The sequence below is a fragment of the Streptomyces sp. DH10 genome (assembly GCF_029813805.1).
Classification (GTDB): Bacteria; Actinomycetota; Actinomycetes; order Streptomycetales; family Streptomycetaceae; genus Streptomyces; species Streptomyces coeruleofuscus.
Genome location: NZ_JARVKU010000041.1, coordinates 23,949 through 42,118, shown reverse-complemented (window position 1 = coordinate 42,118; position 18,170 = coordinate 23,949). Strand labels below are relative to the sequence as shown.

Genomic DNA, 18,170 nt, shown 5'->3' with positions numbered 1-18,170 from the left:
CAACCAGTACGCGGGCGTCCGCCCGGCACTCCCCCAGCCTTCGGCCGGGGGGACCCCCAGAGCACGCACCGGACGCCGCGAGGCCCGCCCTCCGGGCGGACGACGGGACTTTGCGGACACGCCCTAGTCCGGTTGCTCAGCCTTCCCGATGCCGTCGAGTTGGAAGTGCCAGACGACCGCGATCGGGGAATCGTCCAAGGCCGCGGCCGACGCTTCCGGGCACCAGTGCAACAAGTCCCAGGACACATGGGCCGGAAGTGGGTCCGGGGCGGTGTCGGGATCAAAGAAGTGGCGGGAGCGGCGGGGTTCCTCGCATTGCCGGACTTGGAAGCCCAGTGGAAGGGCTGCGGCGAGGTAGGCGCTGAGCGGGCGGTGGTGCTCGGCGAGGAGGGACGGGCGGCCGTCCGGGCCCCGGCGGCGGGCCAGGGTCGGCCGGAGGTAGGACACCAGCAGGTGTGCGTCCGAGATCACGAGGCTTCCGCCGGGGCGCAGGACACGCGCGAACTCCGCCATTACGGAGGCCAGATCGGGGACGTGTGTCAGGGCGAGCGCGCAGACGACGGTGTCGACCGCGTTGTCGGGAAGCGGCAGCCGGTGCAGGTCGGCCTCGTGGAAGGCAACATCTGGCAGCCGCTTGCGGGCCTGGGCGAGCATGTCCGGTGAGGCGTCGACGCCGATCACGTCGTGTCCGAGTTCCCGTAGGTAGGTGGTATGACGGCCGGTGCCGCAGGCCGCGTCCAGCGCCGTGCCGACGGGCATGCCGTCCAGGATGCGCCGGACGGGGGCTGCTCAATGTCGATCATCTGGTTGCCGGGGGCGTCATAGTGCGGTGCCCAGGATCGGTAGACTTCGGTCGCGCTGATCGTGCCCGGAGTCGCCGTGACCCCCTCGGCCTGCGTGAGGGCGGGCGTGTCCAGCAGGGCGCGGATCTCGGCGATCCGGGTTTCGACGAACGCCCGGTCGGCGCTTCCTTCCCTGAAGCCGCGCAGCAAGGCGGCGCCCTCGATGCCCAGCAGATATCCCAGGGGACTCAGATAGGTCATCCCACGGACGGTACGGACACCTACTCCGACCGCTCCACCGGTTTTCCTGCGGTCGATGGGCTCGGGGACGGCCTGTACGCCCGGCCTGAGGGGCTGGTCCGTCTTCGTGGCAAGCGCGGCGAGGCTGCGGGCCTGGAGGGTGAGTCCGAGGTCCATCGCCTGGATCGGATTGCCCTTGGCGCACGAGGGTCGGATCCCGCGCCCGGCGCCGGCTCGGTCATCGCGGAACAGGATCGCCGAGGGCCGGTACTCCGCGTGAGCGGAGCCTGCACCTCCGCGCGAGCTGCCCGGCCCCGCGTCGGGGCTGTGGCTCTCGGTAGCGAGCCGTGGGCCGGAAGAGGAGGCTGGAGGAAGGGGGCAACGCGATGGAGAGACGTCTCATGGCTCGAACAAGTGCAGACAGAACAGACCACCAGCCGCACACACCGTTCCTTTCCCGCCCCGGTGTCCGCCGCCTCATGCCGTTCGTGCTGATCACTGCAATCGCTCTGGTCTTCATTTTCCAAAACCGCGCGAGTACCGAGATCCGCCTGCTCATCCCCGAGGTGACCATGCCGCTGTGGGGTGCCCTTCTGATCGCCTGGAGCCTCGGCATCCTCGCTTGTGCCTTGACTGTGCGCCGGCGCCGGAGCCGCCATACACGACGACCGGGTGTGTGATGTCCCGTCGGAGCGATGAAGACCGGAGGCACTCATGAAGGACCTCAAGTTTGAGCAGAAGCGCTCCCTGTCACGTCTCGAGGCGGCTGACCAGCTCACGGCAATCGCAGCCGCGCTCAGGGAAGGCGGGGAGGCCGAACTGGAACTCAGCCCCGGAACGCTGAGCCTGCGGATCCCCGACGACCTCGGCAGCGAAATAGAGGTCGAGATCGGTGAGGGGGAGATCGAGCTGGAGATCGAGTTCAAGTGGCCGACCGCACCGACCCGGTCAGCGCCCTCGCGGACGGCCCCGGGCCCGAAGGAGACCACGACGCGGAAGAGCGTGCCCGCCAAGCCAGGACGTAGCCGGACGGGCACCGGCAAGGGCAGAAGCGCGAAACGCCAAGCTACGAAAACGCCCTGAGCCACCTGCCGGAACAGTCCACGCGTCATGCCGGCACTGGGGCGAACGGGTGCAACTCGTCGGCTCCGGCGTGTACGACGCCGTAGGTGCTCTCGGGTACCTCGTTCCAGGCACCAGGCAGGTCGCCGAGTGGTTCGGACACGATGAGACGGGTCTCGTCGGACACATCCTGCAAGAACGTCGCTTCGGGGTGCAGCCTGCGCAGTGTGTCCACCCGGGTGCTGTAGAACAACGACCGGGAAGCGCCCTGGCTCGAGTAGCGGAAGGCCCATACGCGCTCGCCGTCGGTCACGGCGATGGTCATCTGGAGCGGAAACTCGATCCCGTGGTCGTGGCCGCTGCGCTCCACGACTCCCACCATCCGGGCCACAGCGCCCGGCGGATCCTGATCCAGGCCGAAGGTGATCGCCAGGTAGAACATCATCTCCGAATCCGTCGTTCCTTCGATGTCGGAGTACAGCCCGGGCTCAACGAGCAGGGACAGCTCGCGGCGTATGAGGTGGAAATCCGTGATGGCACCGTTGTGCATCCACATCCAGCGGCCATGCCGGAAGGGGTGGCAATTCGTCTGCTGCACCGCTGTGCCGGTCGACGCCCGTATGTGGGCGAAGAACAACGGGGAGCGGACATGATCCGCGATCTCCCTCAGGTTCTGATTGTTCCAGGCAGGGCCGACGTCCCTGAGCAAGGCCGGGGTGCCGATGCTTTCCTGCGCATACCATCCGACGCCGAAACCGTCGCCGTTCGTCGTCTCGACACCCAGTCTGGAGTGGAGGCTCTGATCGATCAGCGAGTGAGCCGGTTTGTAGAGGATGGTGTCGAGGAGCAGGGGTGTTCCCGAGTAAGCGAGCCATCGGCACATGATCGATCACCCGTCCTGGCTCCTTGTGTACGGCCGATCCCATTTTCGTCTCCCTCGCTCAGTGTCGCCACGTGGGCGTCACGGAGTACCGCGGGGCGCTCTACCGCGTGGCCACACTGCGGACACCCTCCAGCCGAGCCAGGCCTTGGCCTGGCGGGGTTTCGCCTCGATCCACTTCTTCGCCGCCGCCTCCGGTGTCATCTTGTCGAGCGCGATGTACCTGGCGACGGTGTTCTGGTCGTCGTTGGTCGGTGGCGACCGCGGTGCCGCCACCCGCGCTCTGATGGATCAGGCGCTGGGCGGGGAGGGATGGAGTCCACGCATCGCGGTGGAGACGGTTCACCAGGCGGCGGTCGTCCCCTTGGTGCTGGCGGGAGCGGGGGCGACCCTGCTCCCGCGCTCTCTCGCCGAGGAGGCGGCGCGGCGCGGTCGTGCTGGTGACCCGTCCGAGCCTGGCGCGGCCGGTCTGGCTGATGTGCCGGCGTGGGCCGCTCTCGCCTGCCGCACAGGCGTTCATCGAGGTGGCCCGCGAGGTCTTCGCGCGCCCGGCGGCAGTGTCACCCGAGGATGACGAGCACTGACTCGGTCAGACATGAGCACTCGCGCCGACCGCGCAGTCGACGAGCCTTGACCCGTGGTCCGCACTCCAGGATGCTGTGTTGCGGAACATGAGATGTGTGCCGTAATGAGCAACGTCTGAATCAGATCTCGTACCAGTCGAGGAGTGGCCATGGCTCACCAGGTCCGTGCTGTCGTCGCCCGGGGCAAGGGCGCCCCCGTGAATCTGGAGACAATCGTCGTTCCCGACCCGGGGCCGGGCGAGGCGCTGGTGAAGGTCGAGGCCTGCGGGGTCTGCCACACCGATCTGCACTATCGCGAGGGCGGCATCAACGACGACTTCCCCTTCCTCCTTGGGCACGAGGCCGCGGGCGTCGTGGAGGCGGTGGGGGAGGGTGTCACCGACGTCGCCCCCGGTGACTTCGTCATCCTCAACTGGCGGGCGGTGTGCGGCCAGTGCCGGGCCTGCCTGCGCGGACGGCCCTGGTACTGCTTCAGCACCCACAACGCCAAGCAGAAGATGACCCTGACCGACGGCACCGAGCTGTCGCCGGCCCTGGGTATCGGCGCGTTCGCGGAGAAGACGCTGGTGGCGGCAGGCCAGTGCACCAAGGTGGACCGGGCCGCGTCGGCGGCCGCCGCCGGACTGCTCGGCTGCGGGGTGATGGCGGGCATCGGCGCCGCCATCAACACGGGCAACGTCGGACGCGGCGACAGTGTGGCCGTCATCGGCTGCGGCGGCGTCGGTGCCGCGGCGGTCGCCGGGGCCGAGCTGGCGGGCGCGGCGAAGGTCATCGCGGTGGACATCGACGACGCCAAGCTGGCCACCGCCAGGAAGCTGGGGGCCACCCACACCGTCAACTCCAAGGAGACGGACGCGGTGGAGGCGATCCGCGAGCTGACCGGCGGCTTCGGCGCCGACGTCGTCATCGAGGCCGTAGGGCGCCCGGAGACGTACAAGCAGGCCTTCTACGCCCGCGACCTGGCCGGCACGGTCGTGCTGGTCGGCGTGCCCACGCCCGAGATGAAGCTCGAACTGCCGCTGCTGGACGTGTTCGGGCGCGGCGGGGCGCTGAAGTCCTCCTGGTACGGCGACTGCCTGCCCTCCCGTGACTTCCCGATGCTCATCGACCTCTACCTCCAGGGCCGGCTGGATCTGGACACGTTCGTCACGGAGACCATCGCGCTGGACGAGGTCGAGAAGGCCTTCGAGCGGATGCACGGCGGGGATGTCCTGCGCTCGGTGGTGGTCTTCTGATGGCCGGCGCCCGCATCGACCACCTGGTCACCTCGGGGACGTTCTCCCTGGACGGCGGCACCTGGGACGTCGACAACAACGTCTGGATCGTCGGCGACGACAGTGAGGCTCTGGTCGTCGACGCCGCACACGACGCCGAGGCCATCGCCCGAGCGGTCGGCGGGCGCACCCTGCGGGCCATCGTGTGCACACACGCCCACAACGACCACATCGACGCCGCGCCCGAACTGGCGGCGCGCACGGGTGCCCCGATCCTGTTGCACCCCGATGACCTCCCGCTGTGGAAGCGGACCCACCAGGACCGGCTGCCGGACGGGGAGCTGGCCGACGGCCGGGTGCTCGCTGTGGCGGGCATCGAGCTGACCGTGCTCCACACCCCGGGGCACGCCCCAGGTGCCGTCTGTCTGTACGCGCCGGCCCTCACCGCCCTCTTCAGCGGCGACACGCTCTTCGCGGGCGGGCCGGGGGCGACGGGACGGTCGTACAGCCACTTCCCGACGATCGTCGACTCGATCCGGGACCGGCTGCTTACCCTCCCCGGCGACACCGTCGTGCATACCGGACACGGGGAGACGACCACGATCGCGGCCGAGGCGCCGCACCTCCAGGAGTGGCTCGACCGCGGCTTCTGACCGCCGTCCGCCGGACAACGCACGCCCGCTCTCGGCCACACCGGCCGATGAGGCGGGCGTGCGTGCGCGTGGGCACCCGGAAGGGGAAACGGGCGGCTGGGGCGCCCCTTCGACCAGGCAGAGAGGCCGATTCGGGCGTCGCATCCTCTCCGGCCGAGTTCCCTGCTGCGCTTCTAGTTGTGTGATGTGCAACCCAACGAGGCGGCTCAATCGGCCGTCTGAACTCCTTGACAAGGGTTTCGGGGCAACCTCAGACTGATGTTGCGCTAACCGCAATCCGTTTCGCTATACGCACCGAGGTGGTCATGATGATTCCCGCGTGCCCTCTGGCGGATCTCCCGCGAGGAGAGGCCTTCCGGCTCGAGATCGACCCGCCGGTCTCGGTGTTCCACACCGAAGACGGTGAGCTCTTCGCCATCGACGACACGTGCACCCACCAGGACGCCTCGCTCGCCGACGGCTGGGTGGAGGACTGCTGGGTGGAATGCCCGCTGCACGCCTCGAAGTTCAACCTGAAGACCGGTGCCGTCGACGCCCCGCCGGCCAAGCTCCCCGTCCGGACCCACGAGGTCGTCGTCGAGGACGGCATGATCTACGTACGGCTGTCCGAGGCCGCTCCCAACCTGCCGCGCTGCGTCGCAGCCAGGCTCGCCGGGGTTCCCGCGTGAGGACGGTCGCTGTGGTGGGCGCGTCGCTGGCCGGTCTGTCGGCGGCGCGCTCCCTGCGCAAGCAGGGCTACGACGGGCGGCTGGTCGTCATCGGAGACGAACTCCACCGCCCCTACGACAGGCCGCCGCTGTCCAAGGAGTTCCTGGCCGGCACCGTCGACGAGGCGGAGCTCGCGCTGGAGGTGGACGGCGAGGATCTGCGGGCGGAGTGGCTGCTCGGCGTCCGGGCCACCGGACTCGACCGTACGGACCGTGCCGTCCGGCTCGCCGACGGCCGGGAGGTCCGCGTCGACGGCCTCGTCATCGCGACCGGCGCCGCCGCGCGCACTCTGCCCGGCTCCGAAGGACTGTCCGGGGTGCACGTCGTGCGCACGCTGGACGACGCCCGTGCCCTGCGGGCCGAACTCGCCCAGGGCGGACGGCTGGTGGTGATCGGCGGTGGGTTCATCGGGGCCGAGGTGGCCTCCACCGCGCGTGCTCTCGGGCTCGACGTGACGGTGGTCGAGGCGGCCCCGACGGCGCTCGCCGGGCCACTCGGCGAGAGCATGGGTGCCATCGTCTCCGCGCTCCACGCGGATCACGGGGTACGGCTGTTGTGCGGCGTGGGCGTGAAAGGGCTGAGCGGCGAACGCCGGGTGGACGCCGTCCTCCTGGAGGACGGCCGCGGCATCCCGGCCGACATCGTCGTGGTCGGTGTGGGCGCACGGCCGTGCGTCGAGTGGCTGGCGGGATCCGGCATCGCACTCGACAACGGGGTGAAGTGCGGTGCGGACGGCCGTACCAGTCTGGCCGGCGTCGTCGCCGTCGGCGACTGCGCCAACTGGTACGACCCCCACGCGGGGGCGCATCGGCGCGTCGAGCACTGGACCGGCGCGCGGGAGCGCCCCGACGCCGCGGTCGCCACGCTGCTGGCGGGCGGCGCGACCGAGCCGGGGGTGCCCCGGCCGCCGTACTTCTGGTCCGACCAGTACGGCGTGAAGATCCAGTTCGCGGGGCACGCGGCGGGCGCCGACAGCGTGACGGTCGAGGAAGGCGCCCCGGACGACCGCGACATCCTCGCCGTCTACCGGCGCGCAGGTCAGCCGGTCGCCGTACTCGGCATGAACCAGCCGCGGCTGTTCACCCGCTGGCGCAAACAGCTCGGCCGCACGACATCTTGACACCGCCGCTGGGGCATCTCATGCTGCGGTTGCACATGGCACGCAGCGTTGCTTCATACACAACGCCGTCCGGAGTCGCTCTTCCCGGCGCGTGAGTGAACCGATCCACGACGTTTCCCGAGGAGTGCACCGTGACCTCGACCAGCCTGCCGGACAGCCTGATCGCCACCCTCCCCGGCACTTCGTACACCGATCCCGCGATCTTCGCGCAGGAGCAGGAGTTCATCTTCGAGTCCATGTGGTTCTGCGCCGTGCGCTCGTCCGAGCTGGCGAAGCCCGGCGCCTTCCGGACCGTCGACGTGGGCCGCGAAAGCATCCTGGTCACCCGCGCGAGGGACAACAGCATCCGTGCCTACTTCAACGTGTGCCGGCACCGCGGAGCGCGGCTCTGCACGGAGGAGTCCGGCGAGGTCAAGCGGGCCTTCCAGTGCCCGTACCACGCCTGGACGTACGGCCTGGACGGCAAGCTCGTCGCCGCGCCCAACCTCACCAAGATGCCCGACGTGGGCCGCACCGAGTACGGCCTGACACCGGTGGCGACCCGTGAATGGCTCGGCTACGTCTGGATCTGCCTGGCCGAGAACCCGCCCTCCTTCGAGGACGACGTCATCGGGGAGGTCGTCACCCGCCTCGGCGACGCCGAGGCGATCGAGCGCTACGGCATAGAGAACCTCTCGGTCGGCAACCGGATCACCTACGACGTGAAGGCGAACTGGAAGCTCATCATCGAGAACTTCATGGAGTGCTACCACTGCGCCACGATCCACCCCGAACTCACCGAGGTGCTCCCCGAGTTCGCGGACGGCTTCGCCGCCCAGTACTACGTCGGCCACGGTGCCGAGTTCGGCGAGGAGGTCCAGGGTTTCACCGTGGACGGCAGCGCGGGCCTCGACCGCATTCCGGGCGTCGCCGAGGACCAGGACCGCCGCTACTACGCGATCACCGTCAAGCCGCAGGTCTTCATCAACCTCGTCCCCGACCACGTCATCTTCCACCGCATGTACCCGGTGGCCGTCGACCGCACGATCGTGGAGTGCGACTGGCTGTACATGCCGCACGTCGTCGACAGCGGCAGGGACGTCAGCCGGTCCGTGGAACTCTTCGACCGGGTCAACAGGCAGGACTTCGACGCCTGCGAGCGCACGCAGCCGGGGATGAGTTCGAGGATGTACGCCAAGGGAGGCGTCCTCGTGCCCAGTGAGCACCACATCGGTGCCTTCCACGACTGGGTGCACGAGCGCCTGGGCACACACCAGCCGCAGTAGCGGCTCCCGCGTACGCGGCCCCGACCGGGCGGCGATCGGCGGTGGCGGTATGGCGGCGGGCGGGCCGCTCAGCCCAGGTAGCCCATGCGGTGGCTGATCTCGTCGGCGCTCTTGATCAGCCTCGGCGCGAACTCGTGCAGGCGCTCCTCGGTGAGCCGGTAGGAAGGTCCGGAGGCGCTCAGTGCCGCGACGATCTTGCCGTCCCGATTGCGGATCGGAGCGGCCATGCCGTGGAGGCCGACCTCCAGTTCCTCGACAGCCACGGCGTAGCCGCGCTCACGGGCCTCGGCGAGGTTCTTCTCGAGCTTCGACTTCGCGGTGATGGTGTGCGGGGTGACCTTCTTCAGACCGGCCTCGGCCAGCAGCGCGGAGCGGTCCTTGGCGGGCAGGTGGGCGAGCAGGATCTTGCCGCTCGACGTGGCGTGCAGCGGGGTCAGCTGGCCCACCCAGTTCTGCGCGGTGACGGCCCCCGGACCGCGCACCTGGTACAGGTTGACCGCGTAGTGCTCCTGAAGAACGGCGATGTTGACCGTCTCGCCGATCTCCTCGGCCAGGTCCTCGCAGACCGGCCGGCCCTGCTGGGTGATGTCGATGCGCCCGGTGACCGCTCCGGCGAGGCGCACGATGCCGAAGCCGAGCCGGTACTTGCCGCGCTCGCCCGCCTGCTCCACCAGGCCGCGTGCCTCCAGGGCGCCGAGCAGACGGAACGCGGTCGACTTGTGAACGTCGATCTCGGCGGCCACCTCGCTGACGCCCGCCTCGCCACGCTGCGCGAGGATCTCGAGGACGCTGATGGCGCGGTCGACCGACTGCACTCCGCCGGCGCCCGAACTCGAGCTCTGGGCCTCTAGGCTGTAGTTGCTCATGACGCAACTATACCCTCAGTAAACAACGCCACGCCAAGTAACCGTGATCACGACAGGCTCGCCGCAAGTTGCGCAAGTCGCAACCTAGTGCGTATAGCGATACTGCCGTTAGCATGCCTCGCGTATCTACGGCGCGAGCGAGACGAGGCAGCATGGCTCCCTTCCAGTACGACTTCGTCATCGTCGGCGGCGGTTCGGCCGGCAGCGCACTGGCGAACAGACTCTCCGCGGACCCGGCGAACCGGGTGCTGGTCCTGGAAGCAGGCCGGTCGGACTATCCGTGGGATGTCTTCATCCACATGCCCGCGGCGCTGACCTATCCGATCGGCAGCCGCTTCTACGACTGGAAGTACGAGTCCGAGCCCGAACCCCACATGGGCGGCCGGCGCGTCTACCACGCGCGCGGCAAGGTGCTGGGCGGTTCCAGCAGCATCAACGGCATGATCTTCCAGCGCGGCAACCCCATGGACTACGAGCGCTGGGCGGCCGACCCGGGGATGGAGACCTGGGACTACGCGCACTGTCTGCCGTACTTCCGGCGAATGGAGAACTGCCTCGCGGCCGACCCCGACGACGAGTTCCGCGGCCACGACGGCCCTCTCGTCCTGGAGCGCGGCCCGGCGACCAACCCGCTCTTCGGCGCCTTCCTCAAAGCCACCGAGGAGGCGGGCTACGCCCCCACCGACGACGTCAACGGCTACCGCCAGGAAGGCTTCGCCAAGTTCGACCGCAATGTCCACCGCGGGCGTCGCCTGTCGGCCTCGAAGGCGTACCTCAAGCCCGCGATGAAACGGCCGAACCTCACCGTCACGACCCGCGCCCTCGTCACGCGCGTCCTCTTCGAGGGCAAGCGCGCCGTCGGCGTCGAGTACCGGCGCGGGCGCGGCGCGGTCCAACAGGTCCGTGCCAAGGAAGTCATCCTGTGCGGCGGCGCCATCAACTCCCCGCAGCTGCTCCAGCTCTCCGGCGTCGGCAACGCCGGGGAACTGAGCGCCCTCGGCATCGACGTCGTCCACGACCTCCCGGGCGTCGGCGAGAACATGCAGGACCACCTGGAGGTCTACGTCCAGTACGCCTGCAAGCAGCCGGTCTCCATGCAGCCGTACATGGCGAAGTGGCGCGCCCCCTTCATCGGGTTGCAGTGGCTCTTCCGCAAGGGCCCGGCCGCCACCAACCACTTCGAGGCAGGTGGTTTCGCCCGTAGCAACGAGGACGTCGAGTATCCCAACCTCATGTTCCACTTCCTGCCGGTCGCGGTGCGTTACGACGGCTCCTCGCCCGCCGGTGGCCACGGCTACCAGGTGCACGTCGGGCCCATGTACTCCGACGCCCTCGGCTCGGTCAAGATCCGGAGCAGAGACCCGCGCGAGCACCCGGCGCTGCGCTTCAACTATCTGTCCACCGAGCAGGACCGCCGCGAGTGGGTCGAGGCCGTCCGCGTGGCCCGCACCATCCTCGGTCAGCCGGCGCTCGCCCCCTACAACGGCGGAGAGGTGTCGCCCGGGCCCGAGGTGGAGACGGACGAGGAGATCCTCGCCTGGGTCGCCGAGGAGGGCGAGACCGCTCTGCACCCCTCGTGCACCTGCAAGATGGGCACGGACGAGATGGCGGTCGTCGACCCGGCCGACATGCGGGTGCACGGCCTGGAGGGCCTGCGAGTGGTGGACGCGTCGGTGATGCCGTACGTCACCAACGGCAACATCTACGCGCCGGTGATGATGATCGCCGAGAAGGCCGCCGACCTGATCCTCGGCAAGGAGCCGCTCGCGCCGTCGAAGGCCGCGTACTACCGCCACCGTGACGCCCAGAAGCAGGACGGGTAGACGTTGGGCGCCGCAGGGCTGAGGGCGCTGCTGGACAGCGTCCGCTACGAGGTGCTGCCCGCGAAGCCGACCGAGGACAAGGTCCTCGCGCATGTCCCGCGCGACGTCGTCGTCACCGTGACGGCGTCGCCGGTCAGGGGCCTGGAGCCGACCCTCGATCTCACCGGCCGGCTCGCGGGACACGGCTACCGGGTCGTCCCGCACGTGCCGGCGCGGCTGCTGCGGGACGACGCCCACCTGAAGGAGGTCGTCGACCGGCTCCGCGGGGCCGGTGTGGACGACGTCTTCGTCCCGGCCGGCGACGCCGACCCGCCCGCCGGGACCTACGCCGGGGCGCTGCCGGTGCTGCGCCGGCTGACCGAGCTGGGCCGGCCCTTCACCCGGGTCGGTGTCACCGGCTATCCCGAGAGCCACCCGCTCATCCACGACGACGTCACCGTCCAGGCCATGTGGGACAAGCGCGAGCACGCCACGTACATCGTGAGCAACCTGTGCTTCGACCCGCGCGTGCTGGGGCGCTGGGTCGTTCGTATACGACACCGGGATGTGTCCCTGCCGGTGCATGTCGGCGTCGCGGGGCCCGTGCAGCGGGCCAAGCTGCTCGCGATGGCGACCAGGATCGGAGTGGGGGAGTCGACGCGCTTCCTGGCCAGGCATCCCTCGTGGTTCCTGCGGTTCGCGACGCCCGGCGGCTACGCGCCCGAGCGGCTGCTCACGTCCGCGGTCGCGGACCTCACCTCGCCGGCGGCGAGGGTGGCGGGCCTGCACCTGTTCACCTTCAACCAGATCGCCGAAACGGAGCGGTGGCGCCGCGCGCTGCTGGACCGTCTCGGGGCGTGAGACCGGCCGCCGGACGGGCGGGATCCGTGCCTTCGCGTCCCGCCCGGCCCGGCCCGGTGGAAGAGCGGCTGAACAGGTAACACGGATTTTCCCGTCCGTGTCGTGACCGGACACGTCGCGGCCCACTCGTGAGGGATCGCCCTGGAGTCGATCACCGGGCTGCCGGCTCCCGGCAAGCCGCCCGAGTTCCTGAGCAGCGACAGCGCTGAGGGAGAAGTGGCTGGTGGCCCGTGCGCTATCGTCACGAGTCAACCTCTTGACGTCTGTCTGGACATTCGCCAGGGTGTTCCATCACAAGCAATCGAATGCGCGATGCGCAACGCGCTCCGGCTGAAGGGCTTGCCCGTGGCAGACCTGTACGTGGCAGGTGAATGGCGGGACCCGGTGGCCGGTGGAGGCCGGGAGATCCGCTGTCCGGCTGACGGCGCGCTGACCGCGACCGTGTCCGAGGGGACCCGCCCCGACGCGGAGGCGGCGATCGTCGCGGCCCGCCGCGCCTTCGACGAGGGACCCTGGCCGCGCACTCCCGAGCGGGAGCGCGGGGCGCTGCTGCTGCGGACGGCCGACATCATCGAGCGCGACGCCAAGGAGTTCGCGCGCGCGGAGTCGCTGGACACCGGCAAGCGGCTGGTGGAGAGCGAGTACGACATCGCCGATGTCGTCTCCTGCTTCCGGTACTACGGCGGGCTCGGCGGCACCGACGCCGGGCACGTGATCGACACGGGCCGGGACGACGCCGTCAGCCGCGTCGTCTACGAGCCGGTCGGCGTCTGCGGGCTGATCACTCCCTGGAACTATCCGTTGCTCCAGGCGTCTTGGAAGGTGGCCCCCGCCCTTCTCGCCGGGAACACCTTCGTCCTCAAGCCCAGTGAGCTCTCCCCCTCCACGTCGATCCTGCTGATGAGGGCGCTCCAGGAGGCGGGGCTCCCGGCAGGCGCCGCCAATCTCGTCCTGGGGAGCGGACCCGAGGTGGGCGCACCGCTGGCCGAGGACCCGGCTGTGGACATGGTCTCCTTCACCGGCGGTGTGGAGACCGGGAAACGGATCATGGCCACCGCCGCCGCGACCGTGAAGAAGGTCGCGCTGGAGCTCGGCGGCAAGAACCCCAACGTCGTCTTCGCCGACGCCGACTTCGAGACGGCCGTGGACTTCGCCCTCACGGCCGTCTTCCTGCATTCAGGTCAGGTCTGCTCGGCGGGCGCACGGCTGATCGTCGAGGATTCGCTGCACGACCGCTTCGTCGAGGAGGTCGTCCGGCGCGCCCGGCGGATCCGGCTCGGCGGCCCCTTCGATCCCGAGGCCGACACCGGGGCGCTGATCTCCGCGCAGCACCTGGCGAAGGTCGAGGCCTACGTCGCCGCCGGTCTCGCCGAGGGCGCCGTGCTGCGCTGCGGCGGCGAACGGCCCGGCGACCCGGCCCTCGCGGACGGCTACTACTACCCGCCGACCGTGCTCGACGAATGCCGGCAGGACATGCGCGTGGTCCACGAGGAGTCCTTCGGCCCCGTGCTCACCGTCGAGCGCTTCACCGACGAGGACGACGCCGTACGCATCGCCAACGACACCGAGTACGGACTCGCCGGAGCCGTCTGGACACAGGACGCCGGCAAGGCCCAGCGGGTCGCCCGGCGACTGCGTCACGGCACGGTCTGGATCAACGACTACCACCCCTATGTGCCGCAGGCGGAATGGGGCGGCTTCGGCCATTCGGGTGTGGGCCGGGAGCTGGGGCGGGCCGGCCTGGACGAATACCGAGAGCCCAAGCACATCTGGCAGAACATTCAACCCCGGCCGCAGCGTTGGTTCCGCGGCTGAACGCCGAAAGAAGGCCGAACGTGACCACACAGACCGAGGTGTCGCAGCGGCGCGGCACGCCCCAGGACTCTGGCTCCACCCCGGTCATATCCGTGCGCCGGCTGTGGAAGGTGTTCGGACCGAAAGCCGACCAGGTCCCGGACTCCGAGGAGCTGCGCGGCCTGGCCCGCCGCGAGCTCATGGACCGCACAGGATGCACCGCGGCCGTACGCGACGTCCATTTCGACGTCTCGCCCGGCGAGGTCTTCGTCGTCATGGGCCTGTCGGGATCCGGCAAGTCCACGCTGGTGCGATGTCTGACCCGGCTCATCGAACCCACCGCGGGTGAGATCGTCTTCGAAGGCGAGAACATTCGTGAAGCGGACGACAAACGGCTGCGCGAGCTGCGCCGCAGCAAGTTCTCCATGGTCTTCCAGCACTTCGGGCTGCTGCCGCACCGCCGCGTCGTCGACAACGTGTCGTTCGGTCTGGAGATCCGCGGCATGGGCCGCGCCGAACGCACCAAGCGAGCCCTGGAGGTCGTCGAACTGGTCGGCCTCTCGGGCTATGAGAACTCCTTCCCCGACCAGTTGTCCGGCGGTATGCAGCAGCGCGTCGGCCTCGCCCGTGCGCTGGCCGGCAATCCCGACGTGCTCTTCTTCGACGAGCCGTTCTCCGCGCTCGACCCGCTGATCCGCCGTGACATGCAGAACGAGGTCATCCGCCTGCACCACGAGGTCGGCAAGACCATGGTCTTCATCACCCACGACCTCTCCGAGGCCCTCAAACTGGGCGACCGCATCCTCATCATGCGCGACGGCAAGATGGTCCAGTGCGGCACCGGCGACGAACTCGTCGGCGCCCCGGCCGACGACTACGTACGCGAGTTCGTGAAGGACGTGCCGCGCGGCGACGTGCTCACCCTGCGGTGGATCATGCGACCGCTCAAGGACGGTGACGCCCTGGACGGCCCTGAGATGGGTCCCGACGTCGTGGTACGGGAAGCCACCCGGGCCGTACTGGCGGCCGACAAGCCGGTCAAGGTCGTCGAGAACGGCAAGCTGCTCGGCATCGTCGGCGACGACGAGATCCTCGCGGTGGTCGCCGGCCAGGAAGGCGACGCGTGATGACCGTCGCGATGGAGAAGCCCGAGAAGACGGAGAACCCTGAACCCACCGGTTCCGACAGACCCGCCGCGGCCGTACGCAGGGTCAGCCGGCGGGCGGTCGTCGCCGCGATCCTGGTGGTCTGGCTGCTGCTCTTCGCCGTGCTGCGCGGCAGACAGACGCTCGACCTGGCGGCGGCGGACCTCACGGATCTGCACCGGTGGTTCAACGACGCCAACGACTCCATCGGCGCCAACCGCAACTCCAACCCGCTCTTCCTCTACTTCTTCAACGAGATCCGCCTCGTCATCGACACCCTGGTGACCTTCGTCCAGGAACTGATCTCGCAGCCCTCCGCGGGCCGTCCCCTCCCGCAGATCGGCTGGCTCGGTGTCGTCGGCATCGCGGGCTTCGTCTCCTGGGCGGTGGGCAACTGGCGGGTCGCCCTCCTGGCCGTCGCGGGCTTCACTTTCATGGGGCTCCAGGGGCTGTGGCAGGAGAGCATGGACACCCTGGCGCTGACGCTCTCCGCGGTGTTCGTGGCGCTGCTGTTCGCCATCCCGCTGGGCGTGTGGGCGGGGCTGTCCGACCGGTTCAACCGGATCGTGACGCCGTTCCTGGACTTCATGCAGACGATGCCCACCTTCGTCTATCTGGCCCCACTGACCCTGTTCCTCCTCATCGGCCCGGCCTCCGCCACCATCGCGACCACGATCTACGCGGCGCCGCCGGCGATCCGCATCACCGCACACGCCATTCGTTCCGTACCGGAGACGACGGTCGAGGCGGCCGACTCACTGGGCGCCACGCGGCGGCAGTCCCTGGTCAAGGTTCTGCTGCCGATGTCCAAGCGGACCGTGGTGATGGGCGTCAACCAGACCATCATGGCCGCCCTGGCCATGGTGACCATCGCCGCCCTGATCGACGCGCCCGGACTCGGCAAGACGGTCATCCAGGCCCTCCAGTCCCTCGACGTCGGCACGGCCTTCAACGCGGGACTGGCCATCGTCGTCATGGCCATCGTGCTGGACCGGGTCACCACCGCGGCCAGCGCACGCGAGGAGACCGCCCGGCGCTCCGGCAGCCGCCTCCTCAAGTGGCGGCGGCCGCTGCTGGGGGCGGGAGCGGTGGTCACGGCAGTGCTGGTATACATGTCGCACACCTATGTATGGGCCGCTGAGTTTCCCGGCGAGGCCGGGCTGGGCAGCTCCATCGCGAGGGGTGCCGACACCGCCACGACCTGGGCGCAGGACAACCTGTCGGGCCTGACCAACGCCTTCCGCGACGCCCTCACCAACGGCCTGCTCAACCCGTTCCAGACGCTGCTCACCGACTCCCCGTGGTGGCTCGTCGGCGCGGCGCTGATCGCCCTCGGCGCGGTCCTCGGCGGCTGGCGCGCCGGGGTCACCACGGCCGTGTGCGTAGGACTGCTGGTCGGTACCGGCGTGTGGTCGGACGCCATGACGACGCTGGCGTCGACCGTCGTCGCCACGGTGCTGGTGATGGTGCTGGGCGTCGTCTTCGGGGTATGGATGGGGCGCAGCCTGCTCGTGGACCGGATTCTGCGGCCCACCCTGGACGCGGCGCAGGTCATGCCGCCGTTCGTCTATCTCGTTCCGTTCCTCGCGCTGTTCGGCGCGACCCGCTTCACGGCCATCGTCGCCGCGATCGTCTACGCGGTGCCGGTCGCCACGAAGATCATCGCGGACGGGGTCCGGGCCGTGCCGGCGACCACCGTGGAGGCGGCCACGTCCGCCGGTTGCAGCACCTGGCAGCTCATCACCAAGGTCCAGCTGCCGATGGCACGCGGAGCCCTGACACTCGCGACCAACCAGGGCCTGATCTACGTGCTCTCGATGGTCGTGGTGGGCGGCCTGGTGGGCGCGGGCGCCCTCGGCTACGACGTCGTGGCCGGATTCTCACAGGGGCAGTTGTACGGGAAGGGGCTCGCCGCGGGGCTGGCCATCGTCCTTCTCGGAGTCATGTTCGACCGGATCACTCAGGCAGCGGCACGGCGCGTGAGCGCGTAAAGGAGCAATTCACGATGGCAGGGCAAGTCAGACAGTGGAAAATGGGCGCGGCCGGCATAGCGGTCCTCGGCCTCACCCTCACCGCCTGCGGCGGTGCGAAGGTCGGTGACAGCTCCTCGGACGCCGGTGGCTCGGGCAGCTCCGGGAAGTGCGGCACCTTCAACCTCGCGGTCAACCCGTGGGTGGGCTACGAGGCGAACGCGGCGGTCCTCGCCTACGTCGCGGAGCAGGACCTCGGCTGCAAGGTCACCCAGAAGGATCTGAAGGAGGAGATCGCCTGGCAGGGGTTCGGGACCGGCGAGGTCGACGCCGTCGTCGAGAACTGGGGTCACGACGACCTGAAGAAGAAGTACATCACCGACCAGAAGACCGCCGTCGACGCGGGCCCGACCGGCAACGAAGGCCTCATCGGCTGGTACGTGCCGCCGTGGCTGGCCAAGGCACACCCGGACATCACCGACTGGAAGAACCTGAACAAGTACGCCGACAAGTTCAGGACGTCCGAGTCGGGCGGCAAGGGCCAGCTCCTCGACGGTGACCCGTCGTTCGTGACCAACGACGCGGCGCTGGTGAAGAACCTGAAGCTGGACTTCAAGGTGGTGTACGCGGGCAGCGAGACCGCGCTCATCCAGGCCTTCCGCAAGGCGGAGAAGGACAAGTCATGGGTGATCGGCTACTTCTACGAGCCGCAGTGGTTCATGTCCGAGGTCCCGCTGAAGAAGGTCAAGCTGCCGGAGTACAAGACCGGTTGTGACGCCGACACCGAGAAGGTCGCCTGCGACTACCCCGTCTACAAGCTGGACAAGATCGTCAGCGCGAAGTTCGCCAAGTCGGGGAGCCCGGCCTATGACCTGGTGAAGAACTTCACCTGGACGAACGAGGACCAGAACACCGTGGCCAAGTACATCGCGGTGGACAAGATGACCCCCGAGGCGGCGGCGAAGAAGTGGGTCGAGGCCAACCGCGACAAGGTGGAGGCCTGGATCAAGTAGTGCTCGTAGCCGGTAGCCGGTAGCCGGTAGCCGGTAGCCGAAGCCGGAAGCTGGTCGACAGTGCCCGGTGGGCGGAGTGCGCAGGTGCGCTCCGCCCACCGGGCACTGCCGTGTTCAGGCCCTGGTTTCCGCCCGTGCTCCGGCCTGTTCCCCGACGTCACGGACCTCTTGACACCCACCTGTCGGCCAGGCACATTGAGTTGCGCAACCT

General features: G+C 69.2%; 18 protein-coding genes. 14 read left to right on the top strand and 4 right to left on the bottom strand.

The window, feature by feature from the left end; genetic code table 11:
• Window positions 1-123 precede the first annotated feature (123 nt).
• Together QC385_RS42500 and QC385_RS42495 are read right to left on the bottom strand one after the other, a co-directional pair.
• Complete coding sequence (locus tag QC385_RS42500; protein ID WP_279546769.1) at window positions 124-759, bottom strand: class I SAM-dependent methyltransferase; 636 nt, start codon at window positions 757-759, stop codon at window positions 124-126.
• Window positions 678-1,199 (bottom strand): hypothetical protein, encoded by a 522-nt coding sequence (locus QC385_RS42495; RefSeq protein ID WP_279546768.1) that lies wholly within the window; start codon window positions 1,197-1,199, stop codon window positions 678-680. The genes QC385_RS42500 and QC385_RS42495 overlap by 82 nt, the downstream gene beginning before the upstream one ends.
• Before the next feature lie 224 nt (window positions 1,200-1,423).
• On the opposite strand from QC385_RS42495, the gene QC385_RS42490 reads away from it, so the two are divergent.
• Window positions 1,424-1,702 (top strand): hypothetical protein, encoded by a 279-nt coding sequence (locus QC385_RS42490; protein WP_279546767.1) that lies wholly within the window; start codon window positions 1,424-1,426, stop codon window positions 1,700-1,702.
• Window positions 1,703-1,736: 34 nt separating this feature from the next.
• Complete coding sequence (locus tag QC385_RS42485) at window positions 1,737-2,105, top strand: amphi-Trp domain-containing protein (protein ID WP_279546766.1); 369 nt, start codon at window positions 1,737-1,739, stop codon at window positions 2,103-2,105.
• Window positions 2,106-2,130: 25 nt separating this feature from the next.
• Here the strand turns inward: QC385_RS42485 and QC385_RS42480 are convergent, their stop codons facing one another.
• Window positions 2,131-2,967 (bottom strand): class II glutamine amidotransferase, encoded by an 837-nt coding sequence (locus QC385_RS42480; RefSeq protein ID WP_279546765.1) that lies wholly within the window; start codon window positions 2,965-2,967, stop codon window positions 2,131-2,133.
• Between the two features lie 214 nt (window positions 2,968-3,181).
• On the opposite strand from QC385_RS42480, the gene QC385_RS44425 reads away from it, so the two are divergent.
• The 6 genes from QC385_RS44425 (at window position 3,182) to QC385_RS42455 (ending at window position 8,508) form a co-directional block, all read left to right on the top strand.
• On the top strand, window positions 3,182-3,538 hold the full coding sequence (locus QC385_RS44425; RefSeq protein ID WP_443033118.1) for a LysR substrate-binding domain-containing protein: 357 nt from the start codon (window positions 3,182-3,184) through the stop codon (window positions 3,536-3,538).
• A 159-nt stretch (window positions 3,539-3,697) separates the two neighbouring features.
• Window positions 3,698-4,783 (top strand): S-(hydroxymethyl)mycothiol dehydrogenase, encoded by a 1,086-nt coding sequence (locus QC385_RS42475; RefSeq protein WP_279546764.1) that lies wholly within the window; start codon window positions 3,698-3,700, stop codon window positions 4,781-4,783.
• Window positions 4,783-5,415, top strand: a complete 633-nt coding sequence (locus QC385_RS42470) for an MBL fold metallo-hydrolase (protein ID WP_279546763.1) — start codon at window positions 4,783-4,785, stop codon at window positions 5,413-5,415. The genes QC385_RS42475 and QC385_RS42470 overlap by 1 nt, the downstream gene beginning before the upstream one ends.
• Before the next feature lie 305 nt (window positions 5,416-5,720).
• Window positions 5,721-6,083 carry a bifunctional 3-phenylpropionate/cinnamic acid dioxygenase ferredoxin subunit gene (locus tag QC385_RS42465; protein WP_279546762.1) on the top strand — a complete coding sequence of 121 codons (363 nt, stop codon included), beginning with the start codon at window positions 5,721-5,723 and terminating at the stop codon, window positions 6,081-6,083.
• Window positions 6,080-7,243 carry an NAD(P)/FAD-dependent oxidoreductase gene (locus QC385_RS42460; protein WP_279546761.1) on the top strand — a complete coding sequence of 388 codons (1,164 nt, stop codon included), beginning with the start codon at window positions 6,080-6,082 and terminating at the stop codon, window positions 7,241-7,243. Before QC385_RS42465 ends, QC385_RS42460 begins: the two co-directional genes overlap by 4 nt.
• A 131-nt stretch (window positions 7,244-7,374) precedes the next feature.
• Complete coding sequence (locus QC385_RS42455; RefSeq protein WP_279546760.1) at window positions 7,375-8,508, top strand: aromatic ring-hydroxylating oxygenase subunit alpha; 1,134 nt, start codon at window positions 7,375-7,377, stop codon at window positions 8,506-8,508.
• Between the two features lie 68 nt (window positions 8,509-8,576).
• Here QC385_RS42455 and QC385_RS42450 read toward each other — a convergent pair whose 3' ends face one another.
• The gene (locus QC385_RS42450; protein ID WP_279546759.1) at window positions 8,577-9,374 is read right to left on the bottom strand and encodes an IclR family transcriptional regulator; all 798 of its coding nucleotides are present in this window, start codon (window positions 9,372-9,374) and stop codon (window positions 8,577-8,579) included.
• Window positions 9,375-9,526: 152 nt separating this feature from the next.
• On the opposite strand from QC385_RS42450, the gene betA reads away from it, so the two are divergent.
• The 6 genes from betA (at window position 9,527) to QC385_RS42420 (ending at window position 17,959) form a co-directional block, all read left to right on the top strand.
• Window positions 9,527-11,197 carry a choline dehydrogenase gene (gene betA / locus QC385_RS42445; RefSeq protein ID WP_279546758.1) on the top strand — a complete coding sequence of 557 codons (1,671 nt, stop codon included), beginning with the start codon at window positions 9,527-9,529 and terminating at the stop codon, window positions 11,195-11,197.
• 3 nt (window positions 11,198-11,200) lie between these two features.
• Window positions 11,201-12,037 (top strand): 5,10-methylenetetrahydrofolate reductase, encoded by an 837-nt coding sequence (locus QC385_RS42440; protein ID WP_279546757.1) that lies wholly within the window; start codon window positions 11,201-11,203, stop codon window positions 12,035-12,037.
• Window positions 12,038-12,382: 345 nt separating this feature from the next.
• Complete coding sequence (locus QC385_RS42435) at window positions 12,383-13,852, top strand: aldehyde dehydrogenase family protein (protein ID WP_279546756.1); 1,470 nt, start codon at window positions 12,383-12,385, stop codon at window positions 13,850-13,852.
• 20 nt (window positions 13,853-13,872) lie between these two features.
• The gene (locus QC385_RS42430; protein WP_279546755.1) at window positions 13,873-14,958 is read left to right on the top strand and encodes a quaternary amine ABC transporter ATP-binding protein; all 1,086 of its coding nucleotides are present in this window, start codon (window positions 13,873-13,875) and stop codon (window positions 14,956-14,958) included.
• Window positions 14,958-16,967, top strand: a complete 2,010-nt coding sequence (locus QC385_RS42425; RefSeq protein ID WP_279546754.1) for an ABC transporter permease — start codon at window positions 14,958-14,960, stop codon at window positions 16,965-16,967. The genes QC385_RS42430 and QC385_RS42425 overlap by 1 nt, the downstream gene beginning before the upstream one ends.
• A 14-nt stretch (window positions 16,968-16,981) precedes the next feature.
• The gene (locus QC385_RS42420; protein WP_279546753.1) at window positions 16,982-17,959 is read left to right on the top strand and encodes an ABC transporter substrate-binding protein; all 978 of its coding nucleotides are present in this window, start codon (window positions 16,982-16,984) and stop codon (window positions 17,957-17,959) included.
• Window positions 17,960-18,170: the final 211 nt, after the last annotated feature.